This window comes from Vibrio injensis (genome assembly GCF_001895205.1).
Lineage (GTDB): Bacteria > Pseudomonadota > Gammaproteobacteria > Enterobacterales > Vibrionaceae > Vibrio > Vibrio injensis.
Genome location: NZ_BDJF01000016.1, coordinates 144,804 through 162,877, shown reverse-complemented (window position 1 = coordinate 162,877; position 18,074 = coordinate 144,804). Strand labels below are relative to the sequence as shown.

The following is an 18,074-nucleotide window of genomic DNA, read 5'->3' as shown; positions in this document are numbered from 1 at the left end:
TTAATAAAATATATTATAAATATCGAAGCAATAACTTTAATTAATAGTCAATGGACAGTCGTCAATTACGGTATTTCCTTGCGGTGGTAGAACATGAAAACTTTACCCACGCCGCACAGCACCTGCATATCGCTCAGCCTGCATTAAGTATTGCTATTAAAAAATTTGAGCAACAGCTGGGTGTCAATTTATTTAAGCGTGGTGATCGTAAGGTAAGCTTAACGCATGAAGGTACGGTATTAGTTGACCATGCTCGGCGAATTTTGCAGCAAATCGACAATGCACAATTGGCGATGGATGAACTCAAAGGACTGGTGAAAGGGGAAGTGCGCTTAGGTGCACCAAGTATGATGGGCAGCTATTTTTTTCCACCGATAGTAATGGCGTTTAAAACCCAGTTCCCGAATTTAAAAATGACGGTCATTGATGCGGGAACTCAATCGATACGCAAAATGTTATTAGCTGGAGAGCTCGATGTTGGCGTGATTTTAAATCAAGATGTGCCTGCTGATTTAGAGACTGACCCGTTACTCTCTTCGCCGATGGTTGCTGTTGTAGGGCAGCATCATCCACTGGCCGCTCAAACGCAGATCGACTTTAAGCAATTTTTTGACCATCAATTGGTGATGTTTAAAGCGGGTTATTTCCACCGAGAGTTTATTGATAAGGTGTGTAAAACACATCAACATGATGCCAAGATTGCTTTTGAGACTAACTTACTACCGATGATTCTTAGTATTGTTAAACAAGAGCATGCGATTACCGCATTATTAAAGTTGGTTGCTGATAATGAACCAGAAGTCAGAGCAATCCCCTTCACGCCTCCCGTCTCCATTGATCTCGCTTTAGCATGGCGTAAAGAGGGCTATCTATCGAATGCTGATAGAACGTTTATTGAATTTGTAAAGCAATACGTTTAATCAGCCGTGCTTAGTCTTTTTTAGTATAGAGTCGTTCAAAATTACTGATGTTCCAACCGATTAAAAGTTGATCGCCAATTTTGAGTACAGGTAGACTTCTTGCTCCGAGGGCATCTAACTCTTTGCGGCCGCGCGCCATTTTCGCATTACACAAACGGTACGGAATGCCTTTCGTATCCAAATAACGCTGGGCATCTTTACAATGAGGACATTTGTCTTTGACATAGAGGACAACACGTTTCATTTTTAGACTCACTTTGATGCAAAAGGGCGAATTCTAACGCTGGCTGAGCCAATGCACAAGCCAGCTAGCATTGGCAATCGGCATTACTTCTTGACCAATTTAAGTTACACTGCCATGTCGAAAATCGATGCGACAGAGTGAATTTATGCATCCGGTATTAAAATATATTCAAGGTTATCCCACCTCGCTAATAGAACAAATTCAACAATTAATCACGCAAGATAAGTTGATCCCTTGGTTTGAGCAGCGTTACCCTGAGCGGCACGCTATACAGAGTGAAAAAGCGCTGTTTAATTACACACTGGCAATTAAAAATCAGTATATGAAGAAGACATCACCGCTAAGTAAAGTGGTATACGATGGTAAAATTCATCTCATTAATAATGCGCTCGGTCTACACAGTTATGTTTCTCGGGTACATGGCAACAAAATAAAAGCCAAAAACGAGATTCGTATTGCTAGTGTCTTTAAACAAGCACCAGAAGCTTTATTACGTATGCTCGTGGTGCACGAATTAGCCCATTTACGCGAAAAAGACCACAATAAAGCTTTTTATCAGCTGTGTTGTCATATGGAACCTAATTATCATCAGTTAGAGTTTGATGCTCGGTTATACATGATGGTACTAGAATTGAGATCTCAACAAGGTTAAGTCATTCTGAAAGCAAAAATTTTGAGTAAATTACGTGTATAATGACATGAGGGTCAAGAATATGGCTTATCTGCCGATAAATCAGTAAGAGGTATAAATAGCGCCTAAATCTAAGGAGGCCACAAATGGACATCGACTTCTACATGCCATGTCAACCTGAGTGGCTTTGCGTGCCTTTTATGACTGTCTTTGGTTTGCTACTTTTAGCCGGACTGGTTAAGTTTATCCGTATCGCTTATCGTGAATATAAAAAAATTGAGCGTGCTAAAGCCGTTAAAAAGCAGCGCCGTGTCAATTATCGCGATCGTAAAGGCGGTAGAGACGGTCGTCCAACCAACATCAAAAAATAGTCAGACTAGATCTGCTAACAATGTCTGATACTTGTTTTCTAACGCAGGATTACCACTGCGTTTTTCTAGTTCAATCAGTAGCTCTAGTGATGTTTTTTGATAACCATACTGTTGATGGAACTTCATTAAACGCAGTCGTGCCGGAATAAACTGACGATCATCTATTTCCAATTTAGCCAGTTGTAGGATTGAACGAACACGATTGGGATCATGATCTAACGAGCGTTCGAAGTAGTAGTACGCTTTTTGTTTATCACCCGAGGTTAAAGCGCAAAATCCCGCATTCTCATAACTGGCGGGAATCAGATAATAATAAGGCTGTTCAACGGCACGCATAAAGTACTGATCGGCTCGGCTGTATTCTCCTTGTTTACACAAAAAAGCACCGTAGTTATTGAGTACGTTCCCATTTCTGGGATGCTCTCTTAATGCCGTTTGATAAAGCTGCTGAGCGGCGCTAGTCTCTCCGACTATTTCAAAGTAATGCGCCATTGATAGCTGAGCACGGTAATAGTGCGGTGCATGTTGGAGCGCTTTTTGTAGGCTTTGCCTAGCCCTTACTCGGTTACCTTGTTCAAGATAACCTAAGCCTAACGCAATTCTTGATTCTGCCATTTCAATTGGAGTACTTCGTAATTCTGCTTGTCCCTGTTCAGTCATAGTAACGCAGCCACTTAGCGACAAGACACTGATCCCTAAGCCCAATACGAATCCCCATTTCATGCCATTTCTCCATTCAGCAACGCTGTGACGTTTGTTTTGCTTGAATTTTCAGTCGTGTTACTACAGTGATTTTCTGACATCGCATCATCGATAGGATTAGCCAGAGCGATTTAGAAATCTTGGTGAAGCCCAAATACAGCTGTAAATTCAAGTTGTTGTGGCGTCTATAATAGAATGATTGGGTATTTGAAAAATGGCTAACTGACAAGGATGCGAGTCAGTTAGCAAACTCAGTTAGCCTAAGGTAAGAGGAGAGGTGGTATTAATCGTCTTTAGTGAATTTATCTTCACTAAAGTGCTCAAGATCATAAGGCGTTTGTTGATAAACACAGTAATTAAGCCAGTTGGCAAACAATAAGTGTCCATGACTTCGCCAGCTCGCACGCGGTGAATGTTCCGGATTATCATCAGGATAATAATTGAGCGGTATTGGCGGTTGCAAACCTTCTGCAAGATCTCGAATATATTCTTGGTGTAGGGTATCAGCATCATACTCGGGATGGCCAGTAACAAATACATTTCGTTTATCTTTCGTTGCCGCTAGATAAACACCCGCAATGCTTGATGTTGCAAGCAGATCGAGATCCGTATGTTGTTCTAGATAATCGGCGGCGAAATCGGCATAACGAGAATGTGGGGCGAGGAAGGTGTCATCGAATCCTCTTAGCAGAGGATGAAAAGGCTGATGAATCTCATGTTGGTAAACCCCAGAGAGTTTTTCTTCTCGGGTGCGTTTGGGAAGGTTATACAGCAGTTTTAACCCGGCTTGCGCAGCCCAACAAATGTATAGCGTTGAAGTGACATGATGTTTAGCCCAACTCATGACGCGCTGTAGATGATCCCAATAAGCGACATTTTCAAATTGAACCAATCCGAGAGGCGCGCCAGTAATGATAAGGCCATCAAAATTACGTTGACTGACTTTATCAAATTGACGATAGAAAGCATTGAGGTGAGCTTCCGGTGTATTTTTACTCGGACGGTCATCGATGCGTAATAACTCAATATCGACTTGCAAAGGGGAATTAGACAACAGTCGTAAGAACTGTGTCTCGGTTTCAATTTTTTTGGGCATTAAGTTTAAAATTAATACTTTAAGAGGTCGAATACCTTGCGTTGATGCACGAGATTCGGACATAACAAAGATGTTTTCTTGGCGTAGCACATCGGTTGCAGGTAGTTGATCGGGGATCTTAATTGGCACGGCTTGCTCCCTAAGCTAATGGACGTCTATACTTCTAGACTTATAACCTATGCAACTTTAAAAGTCGATAGCTAAGTGGTATCTATCATGGATATTTATTTAACTTCGATAAGAGATAAGATAAAGGAAAGATATCGTGTTAATAGCGGTAACAGATGTATGTAGCAGGGGGAGTGATGGCGATAAAAGAAAGGCTTGTGCGCTGTTCAAGCAACCGGAGTCATGCTTTTGCTCTTATGATTTAATGCTAGCTCAGGATAAGAAAGCTTGTAGAATTTTCATTATCCTGAGTAGAGATTAGTTAGTCATGATGAGCGAGTTTTCCTTTGCCGGTTCGACGGTATTGCCACCACGCTAGCCAACCCCAGCCTAAGGTTTGTAACCAAAGCAGTGTCCATTGTGGCGCTATTTGCCACCATTCAGCGCCCATTTGATTCAGAGCAAGAAAACCTTGTATTCCCGGCGTACTTGGAAATAGGCTAGCCAGCCAAGTGATGGGCGGCGGAATCGCTTCTAGTGGCCAAATAAAGCCAGAAGAAAAAACTAACGGCATCGAGCTGATTAAGACAACAACGGTAACGAGCTCTCGCCTTGGTACGAGTGCGCCAAGCCATATACCGAGAAAACAAGCACTCAATAAAAAGGGCAATAAAAGTGTCAGCAATTGCCCCATATTCGCGAGGGTCGTGATACCTAAACGACTAAAACTAGCGCCAAAGTAATACATACTGAGGAGGTAATAACAGGCGACAAACAGTAGCGTTCTTATTGCAATCAATCGAAATGGAGAGACGCGCTGCCAGTAGCCTTTGCCCTGTTTTTGGGTGCCGACCATTAATCCCACCGCCATAATCAGTGTTTGATGTAATATCAGCACAAATACGCCGGGCACAACGTAATCGATATAACCCATTTTAGGATTAAAAGTGGGCTTCATATTGGACTGCAATGCAGACCAGTGTTCCATTGCGAGACCTAAAGGTTCCCCATCGACGACTAAGCGCGCCACTTTAGCTTTTGCCGACAATGTCCCTCCGGCTTGCACTAATCCTTCAACTACTGTGCCATAGACCAGAAAGTAAGCCGCGTCTCCAGCGTACGCTAACGTTGGACTTTTGCCGAGCAGCAAATCTTTATAAAAATGTTCAGGAATCACCAAAATACCGCTTACTTCGCCAGCTAAAAAAGCGGTTTTGGCATCCTCAATAGAGTGATTTCGTTGGATGATTTTTATCTGTGGGGTAGCGTCTACCATTCGCTCAAGTTGATAGCTAGTCTGGCTTTTATCTAAATTGACAACAGTAATGGGTAATTCACGAGGGGTTTGCTGGCTATACGGTAATGGATAGAGGAAAGAATAAAAAACCACTCCTCCAATCATGGTTAACATCACGACAGGATTAGTGAGTAGCGCTTTTAACTCAGCTTTAAGCAGATTAAACAGAGTCATGATTACTCCTTAGCGCAGTTTCTTTGTTTTTATGTTTATTGATAAGTGCCAGTGTGATTATCAAAGGCAATCCATAACCGAGCATTGGCGATAAATGATGGAGTGATTGTAGAGCGTTTAACCCATAATTGACCTGACTAATCTGTACTTCAATGTAATGACTGATGGGCAATAAACTTCGCCAAGCAAGAGCGACATTACTCATATCAGAGGCAGGGAAAGTGACGCCCATAAACGCAAAGCTCGGTGCGGTAAACGCGCCCGCAAAGCTCATTGCCCGAGCCGGATCCAAGGTTAAAAAATAGAAAAAACCGCCCATAATCATACACGCTAAAATGGTTGCTATCTGGGCCAGAATAATGATTGAAAAACGACCATGCATTGGCCATTGCATGACTTGATAGAACCAAATTAAAAAGCCAACTCCTTGTAGAAGGAAAATGACAAAATAGGGGGCCAGTGTTTTACTCAGGTTTCGTAAAGGTTGAGCCGCTAACCAACTTTGTAGTCCGTATTCACGATAGTTCGCAGTCAAAATCAAAATTGTCGTGACCACGATAAAAATTTGCCACAGTGCAGGCACTGCCGCAGAGACTAAAAACTGGGCATAGTGATTGTTTTTATTAAACAGTGGGGTGACTTGAGTGCGCACAGGTACTGCTTGTCCCATCGCACTGAGGAGCGTTTGCTCTCCTTTCGCTAAGGTTCGAGCACCATCCAGTTGAGCATTGAATGTCCCTTGCGCTTGAAGAACCGCTGAATTGATTAAGCGTCCAATCAAAATGTATTGGCTATTGTAAAAAGTGCTAACTTGAGGCTGCTCTCCACGATAAATGCTTTTATCAAATTGTGCAGGGATAATCACATAAGCATAAATATCACTTGATACTAATGCTTGTTTCGCCTCTGAGGCACTTTGGTAATGGTGGGTTACCGATAAGGTTGAAGTGGCATCCAGTTGACGAATCATTTGCCGCGATAACTGACTGTGTGATAAGTCGACAACACCTATCGGTAAATTATGGAGGATACCTTGGGAAAATATCCACCATAATAGAGCCGCGAGCGCAATGGGCACCCAGGTTAGGCATGAGAGTAGCCAATGATCGTGACGTAATAACTGCCACTGTGAAGGTAGATGATTTGGCATCGTCTTATAACTCAACAGCAACACTCATGCCCATTCTTAACCCATCAATAGGTTGTGTGGGGCGGGCTTCAACTTCAAAGGTTCTTAGATCAAAACCTTGTGATGAGTCCGTTGAGCGCCAAGTAGCAAAATCGCCCATTACCGCAATATGCGTTACGGTAAACTCAACGTATTGATTCAACGCAGGTAAGAAGGCTTTAAAGGTTGAACCTTGTTGAAAATGGCGCAGCAGATCTTCTCGGACATTAAATACAGCCCAAGAGTCGGCGCGATCAACAACCGTAACAACCGGAAAGCCTTGTGGTGCGAGTTCACCGGCTTGCATTAACACCTGAGACACTTCACCATCAAACCAGCTTTCGATGCGTGTATCGGCAGCATAAGCTTCAACTTCAGCCACTGCTCCTGCGGCCATACGTTCATTTTCAGAGGCGGCGAGTATGGTCTCTTTACGAGCCCCTTCTTTAGCCATTTCATACATTTGTAGAGCGGCATTTTCACTGTATCTGGCTGCGCGCCATTGAGTATTTGCTTCGTCTCGTCTTTGCTCAGCAACAACGCCTTGTTCGAAGAGATTATTCACTCGTAAATACGTTTTTTCAGCCAAATCAGCGGCAGCTTTTGCGGTTAACCATTGGTCTCTTGCCGCTTGTATTTGTTGACTACGTGAACCGGTTTCCGCTTCTTGAGCTAATGCGCCAGCTGCTCTTTGTCCCGCCATCGCTTGCTCTAACTTAGCTTCGATCTCTGGACTATGAATGGTGAAAATTAACTGCCCCTTGTTGACGAGATCGCCTTTACGAACAAAAACTTGATCAATACGTCCAGGTACTTTGGATGAGATACTGTATTGTTGAGACTCAATTTGCCCTTGGAGACGAATGGGTTGAGGCTGATAAGCTTGATAAAAGCTATAACCTATCCAAGCGACGGCGGCGACGACAGAGATTGCAATAACAGAAGATTTAACCGCTTTCATGAAGGTTCCCTTTGTGAATGGACAAGGTGATTTGGCAGCATAGTTAAAGGAACTGCCATTTGCTTATAATGAGAGAAGGTTTGCATCTCACTCGATAGTGCTAAAAGTTTACTCAGAGAAATAAGATAGTTAAAACCAGCCACGGCTTGTTGAGTTTTAATGCTGGCTAAATAGAGTTCGGCATCGACCACGTCAAGCGATGTAGCCAAACCTTGATTAAATGCTTTTTGACGTAAGGATAAGTTTTCTTTAGCTAACCGTAAGCTCGAGTTAAGTCCTTGAGCTTCTTCTAAAGCTTGTTCAGCTTCTTTGTAGGTTTTTTCAACCAATACTGTTAAGTCTTGTTCTGCTTGTGCACGTAAAGAACGGACTTGAGAGACTAAACTGTTTGCGGCTCGTACTTGATGACTGCGCCCAGTGTTCTCTATCAGCGGAATACTTACTCCAACACCGACCATCCAATCGGGTGTGAGTTGGCTGAGAAGTGAATCATCTTCGTACAAACTGTAATGACCAAACAGATATACGTCGGGATAGTATTTACCTTTTTCAGCCTTAATAAGGCTATTAGCTTGTTTCTCTTTAGCACTCAAGAGATCTAAACCTGGGTAGGTGGCTAATGTTTGCTCAATAAAAGCAGTTAACGGGGGAAGACTTTTATTAATAAACAATTGACCACTGGGGGAGACTGGCTGAGTTTGGTTCAGAATCTGTGTCAATGCACTTTGAGCTATGTCTAATGTTTTTTCTGATTTTTTACGTTCAATAGTGGCTTTATCTAACGATGCTTCTGCCTGTAAACGTTCAACTAAGGCAATTTGTCCTTGTTGTTCAAGTTTTAATGCATTATCGCGATGTTTGGTTAGGCCCTGTTCGACAGCAATATGTGTTTGTAATACTTCTTGAGCAAGTATCACGCTAAAATAGTATTTGGCTAAATCCTCATAACGAGCTTGCACTACCATGGCAAATTGACTTTCAGCCTCTTGTTTTTGTCCTTCTGCAGCTGTTTGTGCTGCGGTGATTCGTCCACCAGTAAAGATAGGCCAGATAGCGCGAATGGATGAACTATAAGCATTTTTATCGGCTAAAGTTATACCGATTGTATTGGGGATCGGTAGTGGTAATTCTAAATGAGGTGTAGGAAGCGTGATATCTCGTTCAGCAATTCTAGCATAAGTTGCGCTAACGGATAGAGAAGGATAATTAAGATGACTCGTTGCGTTTTGCAAATGCTGGTAGTGTTCGACATTGGCCCGTTCGGCGGCTAATGAGTGATTGCTTTGCTGCAAAATATCCCAAGCTTGCTGAAACGAAATAGGCATGCTGTGGACAGAAGCACTACCCGCCCACGAGCACAACATCAAAGTAATGGTTTTTAGCTTCATGTTACCGTTCAGAGTTCGATTTAGAGTGATTACTCTATAGTAGCGAGTTTTTTTTCGAGAGAGTAGTATTTTGTTGTAACAAGAGACAAAGCTGATTCGTAGTAACGAACCAGCTTTGTTTTATCGATGAGGGAAATGGGGACAGAAGAAATCTGCTCGCCAAATCAACTTTTTCGTGCCTTGCATCGTAGTGAGCACATCCTTGCCTGACATTTGTGGAAAAGCGAATAATACGCGGACTTGTTCATCGTTCTCTACCGCCAGTTCGTAAGCCCGAACATGAGTGAACGTTGACAGAAGATGCTCGCTTAGCATGTCTCGTGAAAGGCATATACCTAAGGCATCTTTTTCCATAATGACTTTCCTCCTGACGATGTAAATGAGATAAGTTTATCGCTCCCTAGTCTTTTAAAATAATTGTGTGAGTAGGGAATGACTGATCATTGAGCACCTCACTGCACCTATCAGTATATAGAAGAATGTATCTATTGAGTAAAAAATAAGCGAAATTATAGGTGATCGATGTCACATATTGATATGCAAAAGAGTTTCTATTGAGGTGCGATTTTTCCATCTTAACTGGTTAATCATTCTCACTCTGGCGCTTTTTTTACAACTATTCACCGATATTCATAGACTTGCTGGTAATGGTCTTTTTCAAGAGGGCTGAGGTGGGGTAAATAGACACTTTTTTCTTAGTAATTGGGTATAGATAACAAATTAAATAAACAATCTACGCCATTATCATTTTCTTTGAGCGACTTGCGTATATACTACAAAAAGGAACGAACTTAACGCTTTGCCGAAAAGATGTGAATGATTATGAGCAATCCAAATAATACAATTTTATTAGAAAGTGGTACTAATGAGCTGGAAATTATTGAATTCCATCTAGAAAAACTATTGCCTAGTGGCGAGACGAAAACTTGTTATTACGGAATTAACGTGGCTAAAGTCCGAGAAGTTATTCGTGTACCTGAAACCACCGATTATCCCAATGCTCAGCCTCATATGATAGGCGTATTTTCTTCTCGGGAAATTTTAACCCCTTTGGTCGACCTTGCTGGTTGGCTCGGTGTTCCCACTCGTCCCGACATCAAGAATAAATACGTTATAGTGACTGATTTTAACCGCATGACCAACGGATTTTTAATTGACAGTATTAGTCGAATTCATCGTATTTCATGGAATGATGTTGAGTCACCGAGTCAATTTTTAGAAGCTGGTGAGCAAGATTGCGTGGTTGCAGTAGTACGTAAAGATAAAAAGCTGATCATGATTTTAGATTTTGAGAAGATCATTGCCGACATTAACCCAGAATTAAGTATGGGTAAGTACGATGTTAAAATGGATCGCTCGATTGATTTGAACCAGAAAATGGTCAGTAAGCGTAACGCGAAAACGATTATGGTGGTTGATGATTCGGCCTTCATTCGTAGCATGATTCAGGAAACATTAAGTTCAGCGGGCTATAACGTGATTGCTTGTAAAGATGGAGGAGAAGCATACGAAAAATTGATGGAGATTCAACGTGTGGCTAAAGAAGAAAATACCTCTGTTAGTGAGTTAGTTAATGCGATTGTCACCGATGTAGAAATGCCACGTATGGACGGGATGCATTTAGTCAAACGGTTACGTGAGAATGAAGCTTATAATCAAACACCGATCATCATGTTCTCATCATTGATGAGTGATGATAACCGAGCTAAAGCACTTGCTTTGGGTGCTAACGATACCATCACTAAACCTGAAATTGGTAAGATGGTTGGTTTAATGGATAGCTTTATTTTTTAATAATAGTCAATATAACGATAAGCTTTTTTGTTAGCGTTATGAAGAATAGGTACTATGGCGAACGTCTTTATTATTGTTGCTCTTTTAGTCGGTTTTTTTCTATTCATTCAAAAATATTTAATTCGTAATGATGATAGTAAAGATTACACTTACAAAAAAAATGGGCCATTACTGAATATCGCAGAAAGTACCTTCTTTAATGCATTAACTACCGCTGTCGGTGAGCATGGTATTGTGCTTGCTAAAGTCGGCGTTAATCATGTTGTCTCACCCAAGTCATTGAAAAATAAAAAGCAGTGGTTTATTGCTCATAGTCGGATCGCTAAACATTCTTTTAGTTTTGTGGTTTGTGATGCCAGAACATTAGAACCAAGAGTTATCATTGAGCTTGATGATGGAAAACCGCTGAATAAAGGGAAAATAGAACGGCAAAAGCTGCTATTGCAGGTGTGTCAGTCAGCCAATATTCCATTAATTGGTGCCAATATTAAATACAGTTATCAAGTCGGTAAGTTACGCCGACTGCTTGCTGCACATATTGATCTGATTGAGCCGGATAAAGAGGTTCGTTTCTGCAAACGTTGTGGCAGCCCAATGGTCATCAAAACGGCTAGTCAAGGTGAGTTTAAGGGGAGACGCTTTTTTACTTGTAGTCGTTTACCTCATTGTACTTATACTGAGAACTATAATGTTGTTTTTGAAAGTGAAGAAAATGAGATGCCAATTTCTGAGATTAAACGGCTAAATTGAATCTACCTGTGGGAGTTCGATGTACTCTTGCTCTGCTGATGATTGACAAATGCAGACCTGATTACGACCATTCTTTTTCGCTTTGTATAATTCCATATCCGCTAATTTAATTAAATCATTCAAGTTATCTCCGTTGCGATACTCACAAATACCGACACTGAGCGTTAACTGGATAGCTTGTTGTTGAGAAAATGAGTAATTAGCAACAAGATTGCGTAGCCTTTCGCCGATTTGCTCTGCCTGTAACAATGAATGATCAAAGAGAGTAATACAAAACTCTTCTCCACCAATTCGAAATAAGTTTTTCTCCCCAACATGTTGAGCAAATAATCGACAAGTTTCTACTAGTACTTTATCGCCAGTATCATGGCCAAACTGATCGTTGATTTGTTTGAAGTAATCTAAATCAATAATCAATAAACAAAGCGAGGTATTTGCGCTCTTATTTTGTTCAAAATAGTCAAAGGCAGAGTGCAGAGACAGTCGATTATGAGATCCAGTTAATGGGTCTCGAGTGGCTAAATGAGTCAGCGTAAATTCAATTTTATGGCGATTAGATTCATAAATATGAGCAATAAACCAAAGGCCGCTATAGCAAAAACTAAAATTAATCAGTATAGGTATGGCGTTAGGATTCGATGTGTAGGGGAGTTGAATAAATAGCAGACAGCTGATGAGCACTAAAATGATCCCTGTCACCGCTCCTCCCAGTTTTAAACCTAGAAAGACGTAAAGCACTACCGGAGCAAATAATCCCCATATATACGTTCCATGGCTAATCGGTTGTAAATAAGTGGCCAAGATAATGATTGTTAAGAGTAAGCACACGTAGAACTGAGCATAGCGTTCAGAGTAGTTATTCTGCTTAGCACATTGATGGATATAAAAAGAGTAGCCAGCGAACAGGACTTCAATACTCGCTAGTCCTAGTGTTTGATGGTAGACAATGTTGAAGATCGCCATGCACAGAGCAATAAAACACAAAAATAAGCTGAGCCCACGAAGCACGGATGCTCTTAATGTTTGCGAGTTATTAAACAGTTTTGCATCCATGTTCTACCGACTCAATTGCATATTCATTCCAATAGCCGTTATAGTACTCATTTGTTTTCACCAATCAACGTTATTTTTGAATCTAAATCACAAAAAGAAGAGCTAGTTCTAATTACTCGTCTTTTGGATTTTTGATGTCATTAGGTTTATCACTTTTCCTGCTTATGACTCATTGAGTGTGAAAGAGAACTCAACAATAAATGTTATAGCAACGCTCATTTTAGGGCAAAAAAACATCAAGTTGATCACCTAAGCGTCAGTTGATTTAAAAATAGTAAAAATACGCTTGCACTGAGCAAAATCAATCGCTAATATCCACCCCGTTCTCAAGTGATGCGTCCGTAGCTCAGCTGGTTAGAGTATCGCCTTGACATGGCGGGGGTCGGTGGTTCGAGTCCACTCGGACGCACCAATGTGAACAGATAAGAATTTGGGTCTATAGCTCAGTTGGTTAGAGTACTACCTTGACATGGTAGGGGTCGGCAGTTCGAGTCTGCCTAGACCCACCAAATTTTAGACAAAGCCCGCTGTTTAGCGGGCTTTGTTGTATCTATCCCTAAGTTTCCTTTCTTGTTTCCCCTTACTTTTTACCGTTTTCAATGCCGTCAGTGATCTAGCAATATCTGTTAATGCCTATCATTAGTATTCAATAGCGTTTAATGATTGATTATTGTTATAATATTACAATTTTCTCATTCAGTTTCTTCTTCTCAATCAACAAACGAGTTTAATCCAATGATAAAACGCCCACCGGTTGCTCTTCTTAATGATTGGCAGCTTCTTTCCTCGGCAGGAAAAGTTTTGGTCGCGAATAGCCTAAGTTTTAACTTAGGTTTCTATATGTTGATGCCTTATTTAGCTGACCATTTACAAGGTTTAGGTTTAAGTAGCGCCTATATTGGGCTGGTTATAGGTTTACGGGTTCTTAGTCAACAGGGGCTCTTTTTAGTTGGAGGGACTCTCGGTGATTGGTTTGGCTATAAACCAATGATTTTGTTTGGATGTATGGTGCGTATTGTCGGATTTTTAATGCTTGCACTGAGTGTTGAATTACCGTGGATTATCGTTGGGGCTTTCGCCACTGGATTTGCTGGTGCACTGTTTACACCGAGTAGTCAAGCGTTTCTGGCTGCGGAATATCCTGAAAATCAACAACGAAATCGAGTCTTTGCATTACAAAACCTTGCTAGTGAAGCCGGCATGTTATTAGGGCCTTTGCTTGGTTTGATGTTATTAAGCGTTAGTTTTACGTTGGTTGGCGTGTTATCTGCTGGTATTTTTGTCCTCTTACTGTTGTTGCAATGGTTTTTTCTACCGGATCAAAAACATCAAATAAACCGCTCAGCTCAACAGCCATTTTGGCGAGACTGGCTAGAGATGTTACACAATAAACCTTTTATGGCCTTTGTGATGGCCGCTTCAATTTATCAGGTATTATTTCATCAACTGTATATGGCAATACCTTATCATGCGCGCGTAGAAACTAATGACCCTAGCATTATTACTTGGGTATTTATGGTTTCGTCACTGATGGGGGTGACACTACAAATGATAATAAGCCGTTGGATAGATCGCTCATTAGGCACAGCAAAAGGGATGGGATGGGGAATGTCACTGATGGGAGGGGCATTCTTAATCCTGACTCTATCTTTTCCGCTTTGGCCTGCATTGCCGTTTGTTTTATGTGCCGCATTACTTAGTTTTGGCTCAATGATGGTTTTTCCGTTACTGAGCGCTTACGTGCCTAATTTTGCCTCTTCAACGAAATTGGCTAGCTATTACGGTTTACAAGCTTGTATTGGCGGTATTTTTGCGTTTATTGGCAATAGTCTCGCAGGTTGGTTGCTAGGTTTGAATTTTTCAACCAACTGGATTTGGATAACATTAGCCTTATTAGGTGTTTTCTCTGGTGTATGGCTGCATCGGCAAACGTCACGTGCAGCGTTTTAAAACCGTAAGGTAAAATTCAATGCTTGTTTAACCGCTCAACGTTCGTCGGGTATCAAAACTTAGCCCGATGAACGTTGAGTACTGCAAAACTACTGAGAGTTTTTGAGCTCCCCCCTGCTTTATTTAAGGAGCTTTCTCGATCCAATAGCATTCACTGAACTGACCGCAAACACGGATAACGTTATTAATGCCACTGATGGGGCAAGGACGACCCAATAGCTGCGTTCAATATAGGGCATTCCTTCTGCAAGAATCCGCCCCCATTCAGGACTGGGAGGCATGGCTCCTAAGCCTAAAAAACCAAGAGAGGCGAGAGCAAGAGCAATGCCTGGTACACGTAACATAGCATGACGTAATAATGGTTTAATAACGGCTGGCCATATATAAAATAGGTGGCGATGAATCACCCCAACACCCATAAGTGGTAACATTTGGATATAAGGTCTGGCTCGAACTTCGGTTGTCAATGCTGCCGCATGAGCGGCGATAGGTGCCCAACTAATAAGAATAACAGAGAGGGCTGCGCCATATAAGCCAGGGCCATAGATTGCTGCGATTAACAAGCCACTCACTACCGGAGGGAGTGCGTTAGCGACTTCGATCGGACCGGTCATTAATCGAGGGAATTGACCAATAAGCAAACCAATCATAAGACAACAGATGGCAACGCCAATCGCCAATAAGCAAGTATAAAGGCTTCCATGAGCAACTCGAGCTAGTAGATCTCGTCCCATAGCATCGGCTCCAAAGGGTAATAACAATGAAGGCGATTCGAGTCGCATAAATTCGATGGTATAAGGATCTCGCCCCAAGCCAAATAACATCACACCAGCCAATATCATGATGCATAGTATAGGAACTCGCCGTGTGTTTTTACTCATCGTGATATCTGATTCTTTAGGTAGCGGCATTGCACCTTGTGTCAGAGCTCGACCTAACAGCAAAGCCTTGATGATGTTTACAACCACGCCAACTATAAACGCCAGTAGAAGAATGAATAAAATACCCAGTTGCAGAGTGGGTAAGTCTTTTGCGATTGCAGCTTCGAGAGTTGTTCTTCCCAAGCCCGGTATAGCAAACACTTTTTCGACCGCAATCGCCCCTCCTGTCAATGACACGATGACTAAACCAATCATTGGTAGGACGGTTGTTAAAGCTCGTTTACATACCGCTAAAATAATATGGATACGGCGAATGCCAGCCACGCTCCAAGTTGCGACCCAAGCTTCAGTAAAAACTTGCGCGATCGCATCAGAAAATAAACGACCTAAATACCCCCCCGCAGGAATACCTAATGCTAACGCAGGCAAAATAGTATAACTAAAACCATACCAACCGAACGGTGGTAACCAGCGCAGCCATACCGCACCAATTAAGAGCAGTAACGATGCGAGTAGAAACTCCGGTAGTGCGGTTAATCCAACAGCAAGGATGCCATTGCTTCGATAGGCTTGACCTTTTAACCCTCGACGCAGTGTTGGCAGAACTAGACAGAATGCGATAAAAAACGCCACCCCAAGAGCAAGCGTCATTAACTGTAATGATACGCTTGCTGCGTTCAAGATATCATTAAGAATTGGCTTGCCAGTAACCCATGATATTCCCGCATCGCCGCGTAGCAGATTCGTTAACCAGTGCAACATTAATGGTAAAGGACCTTGGTCTAATCCTAGAGATTCACGGATAGCGTTTAAGGTTTCCTCACTTGGATCTTGCTCAGCTGAACGTGCTCTCAGTAAAGCTAAAGCGGGATCTTGCCCTGATAGCCAAGGCAACAAAGCAATGATAACGACAACGCCCGCCATGGTAAAAATGCGCGAGCAGAGCGTCACCAACGTCGGAATATTAATGCGTGATACTTGCCAAGGCATGCCTATTTTTCTCGTGAATCGTGGTGTTATTATCATAGATAGCGAGGCCATTATTGGGATATTTCAATACTTGTGGCCAGGTAAGTTTGATTGCTAATTAAAGTACGCTCACGAGGATCACGTTCGGCATGGCGAACACGAGTAGATTCTCCTTGAATAACTCGTTCATGCAGCATAGGAATAGCCGCATCACTAGCTAAAATCAGTGCTTCAGCGTCCATAATAGCTTGTTGTCTTTCTAAACCTGCTGGTAATTGAGAAGCTTTTTCCAACGCTTTGTCAATGTCTGACTGGCAGAGCTGGGCAATATTAAACGACCCCTTACAACTGAAATCACTGTACATATAAGCCACGGGGTCGCCAGAATCGAGCACGGTTGCCCGAGAGAGAATAAAGGCGTCAAATTTTCCCGCTAAAGCATCAGCTTCAATTTGAGAGTATTCACGTACCACTTGCTTGACCGTAAACCCTGCTTGCGTCAACTGTTGAGCTAAATATACCGCGACTTCTGGAAGCTCTGTGCGATCGGTAAATGTGGCTAAAGTAATGGTGGCACCATTAGGGTGACGTGCTGATATTGGATGCTCAATGGGTTGGCGTAATTTCGCTGCCCAAGGGATAGCTGGACCAAGTAGACCTTGAGCTACATCAGCACGTTTTTCATAGACAGTATTAACGATTTGTTCTCGATTAATCGCTTCACGAACGGCCGCTCTCATCGTAGGATCGACCATAACTCCTTGACGAGTATTAAGATACAAGGTGTTGGTTCGTGGCATCGGCACTTCATGAACTAGGCTTGGGTCTAATAAAGGAGCTTGAGATACCGGCACGGCTTCGACGATATCGACAGAATGTGTACGCAGTGCGGCAGCTCGGGCGAGGCCATCGGGAACAAAACTGACGTCAATCCCCGCTGCTTTGGCAGGTTCGCCCCAATAATGTTCAAAACGATTCAGCTGAGCACTACTCGTTCCATTAACCGTAGCCAATACAAACGCCCCCGTTCCTGCATTAATAGGATTAATTACGCCATTATCAGCATAAGCATTGTGTGACAAAATCGATAACTGTGGACTTGTTAAACGTTGCGGTAGCAGTGGGTCTGGCGTTGCAGTATGTACAATTACCGAGTATTCACCGTCAGCCTCAATAGTCAGATCAACGCCATCCAAAATACGTGGCTTAGGTTTCGCTGTTGCTGCGGTATTGATAGCATTGACAACAGCCTTGGCATTAAAGGGCGTACCATCATGAAAAATCACTTCAGAACGTAACTGAAATTGCCAAGTCGTTGGACTAAGTCTTTGCCACTCAGTTGCTAATGCAGGAGTGAGGTGCCCTTCATCGTTTAAATTAAGTAGTGTTTCGGCCGTACTCCATCGAGATAATTTGAATGCATCATCACTTAACGGCGTTAAACCTGAGCGTGGCGGTAATAACATAGCAATTCTAATTCGATGATTATCATTTTCAGCGAAGGGGGCCGTCTTGTTATCTGAGTCAAAACAGCCAGTTAATAAAAACAAAGGGGCAGCAAGGCCAAATATTAATCCAATTTTTACCTGTAGCATCGCGTTGTGAATCCTTACATAA

The 18,074-nt window shown here is 42.2% G+C and carries 17 protein-coding genes and 2 tRNA genes; 8 read left to right on the top strand and 11 right to left on the bottom strand.

Annotated elements, in window-relative coordinates:
* The first annotated feature begins 50 nt into the window (after positions 1-50).
* Complete coding sequence (locus BSR11_RS05915; RefSeq protein ID WP_072669527.1) at positions 51-920, top strand: LysR family transcriptional regulator; 870 nt, start codon at positions 51-53, stop codon at positions 918-920.
* A 10-nt stretch (positions 921-930) separates the two neighbouring features.
* Here the strand turns inward: BSR11_RS05915 and BSR11_RS05910 are convergent, their stop codons facing one another.
* Positions 931-1,164: a glutaredoxin family protein gene (locus BSR11_RS05910; RefSeq protein ID WP_072669526.1), complete on the bottom strand. Its 234-nt coding sequence runs from the start codon at positions 1,162-1,164 to the stop codon at positions 931-933.
* Between the two features lie 145 nt (positions 1,165-1,309).
* Between BSR11_RS05910 and BSR11_RS05905 the strand changes: the two genes are divergently transcribed.
* Together BSR11_RS05905 and BSR11_RS05900 are read left to right on the top strand one after the other, a co-directional pair.
* Entirely contained in the window at positions 1,310-1,816 is a 507-nt protein-coding gene (locus BSR11_RS05905; RefSeq protein WP_072669525.1) for a M48 metallopeptidase family protein, read from the top strand.
* A 125-nt stretch (positions 1,817-1,941) separates the two neighbouring features.
* Positions 1,942-2,166 carry a hypothetical protein gene (locus tag BSR11_RS05900; protein WP_072669524.1) on the top strand — a complete coding sequence of 75 codons (225 nt, stop codon included), beginning with the start codon at positions 1,942-1,944 and terminating at the stop codon, positions 2,164-2,166.
* Here BSR11_RS05900 and pilW read toward each other — a convergent pair whose 3' ends face one another.
* The 7 genes from pilW to BSR11_RS05865 all read right to left on the bottom strand — a co-directional run bounded on the left by pilW (position 2,167) and on the right by BSR11_RS05865 (position 9,414).
* Complete coding sequence (gene pilW, locus BSR11_RS05895; protein ID WP_072669523.1) at positions 2,167-2,889, bottom strand: type IV pilus biogenesis/stability protein PilW; 723 nt, start codon at positions 2,887-2,889, stop codon at positions 2,167-2,169.
* 262 nt (positions 2,890-3,151) lie between these two features.
* The gene (gene metA / locus BSR11_RS05890; RefSeq protein ID WP_072669522.1) at positions 3,152-4,093 is read right to left on the bottom strand and encodes a homoserine O-acetyltransferase MetA; all 942 of its coding nucleotides are present in this window, start codon (positions 4,091-4,093) and stop codon (positions 3,152-3,154) included.
* A 301-nt stretch (positions 4,094-4,394) separates the two neighbouring features.
* Positions 4,395-5,543 carry an ABC transporter permease gene (locus tag BSR11_RS05885; protein WP_072669521.1) on the bottom strand — a complete coding sequence of 383 codons (1,149 nt, stop codon included), beginning with the start codon at positions 5,541-5,543 and terminating at the stop codon, positions 4,395-4,397.
* Positions 5,530-6,693 carry an ABC transporter permease gene (locus BSR11_RS05880; protein ID WP_072670045.1) on the bottom strand — a complete coding sequence of 388 codons (1,164 nt, stop codon included), beginning with the start codon at positions 6,691-6,693 and terminating at the stop codon, positions 5,530-5,532. Before BSR11_RS05880 ends, BSR11_RS05885 begins: the two co-directional genes overlap by 14 nt.
* Before the next feature lie 4 nt (positions 6,694-6,697).
* The gene (locus BSR11_RS05875; protein WP_072669520.1) at positions 6,698-7,672 is read right to left on the bottom strand and encodes an HlyD family secretion protein; all 975 of its coding nucleotides are present in this window, start codon (positions 7,670-7,672) and stop codon (positions 6,698-6,700) included.
* Positions 7,669-9,060, bottom strand: coding sequence for a TolC family protein (locus tag BSR11_RS05870; protein WP_072669519.1), 1,392 nt, complete (start codon positions 9,058-9,060; stop codon positions 7,669-7,671). The genes BSR11_RS05875 and BSR11_RS05870 overlap by 4 nt, the downstream gene beginning before the upstream one ends.
* 120 nt (positions 9,061-9,180) lie before the next feature.
* Entirely contained in the window at positions 9,181-9,414 is a 234-nt protein-coding gene (locus tag BSR11_RS05865) for a hypothetical protein (protein WP_040904267.1), read from the bottom strand.
* 468 nt (positions 9,415-9,882) lie between these two features.
* On the opposite strand from BSR11_RS05865, the gene BSR11_RS05860 reads away from it, so the two are divergent.
* Positions 9,883-10,854: a chemotaxis protein gene (locus BSR11_RS05860; protein ID WP_072670044.1), complete on the top strand. Its 972-nt coding sequence runs from the start codon at positions 9,883-9,885 to the stop codon at positions 10,852-10,854.
* 54 nt (positions 10,855-10,908) lie between these two features.
* Complete coding sequence (locus BSR11_RS05855) at positions 10,909-11,604, top strand: DUF2726 domain-containing protein (protein WP_072669518.1); 696 nt, start codon at positions 10,909-10,911, stop codon at positions 11,602-11,604.
* On the opposite strand, the gene BSR11_RS05850 is transcribed toward BSR11_RS05855, so the two are convergent.
* On the bottom strand, positions 11,596-12,657 hold the full coding sequence (locus BSR11_RS05850) for a GGDEF domain-containing protein (RefSeq protein WP_072669517.1): 1,062 nt from the start codon (positions 12,655-12,657) through the stop codon (positions 11,596-11,598). The genes BSR11_RS05855 and BSR11_RS05850 overlap by 9 nt on opposite strands.
* Positions 12,658-12,992: 335 nt before the next feature.
* On the opposite strand from BSR11_RS05850, the gene BSR11_RS05845 reads away from it, so the two are divergent.
* From BSR11_RS05845 to BSR11_RS05835, 3 genes are all read left to right on the top strand, one after another.
* Positions 12,993-13,069, top strand: a tRNA-Val gene (locus tag BSR11_RS05845).
* Between the two features lie 20 nt (positions 13,070-13,089).
* A tRNA-Val gene (locus BSR11_RS05840) sits at positions 13,090-13,166 on the top strand.
* 226 nt (positions 13,167-13,392) lie between these two features.
* Positions 13,393-14,607 (top strand): MFS transporter, encoded by a 1,215-nt coding sequence (locus tag BSR11_RS05835; RefSeq protein ID WP_072669516.1) that lies wholly within the window; start codon positions 13,393-13,395, stop codon positions 14,605-14,607.
* A 119-nt stretch (positions 14,608-14,726) separates the two neighbouring features.
* On the opposite strand, the gene BSR11_RS05830 is transcribed toward BSR11_RS05835, so the two are convergent.
* Positions 14,727-16,478, bottom strand: coding sequence for an ABC transporter permease subunit (locus BSR11_RS05830; protein ID WP_240004046.1), 1,752 nt, complete (start codon positions 16,476-16,478; stop codon positions 14,727-14,729).
* A gap of 50 nt (positions 16,479-16,528) precedes the next feature.
* Positions 16,529-18,052, bottom strand: coding sequence for an ABC transporter substrate-binding protein (locus BSR11_RS05825; protein WP_072669515.1), 1,524 nt, complete (start codon positions 18,050-18,052; stop codon positions 16,529-16,531).
* Positions 18,053-18,074 lie beyond the last annotated feature (22 nt).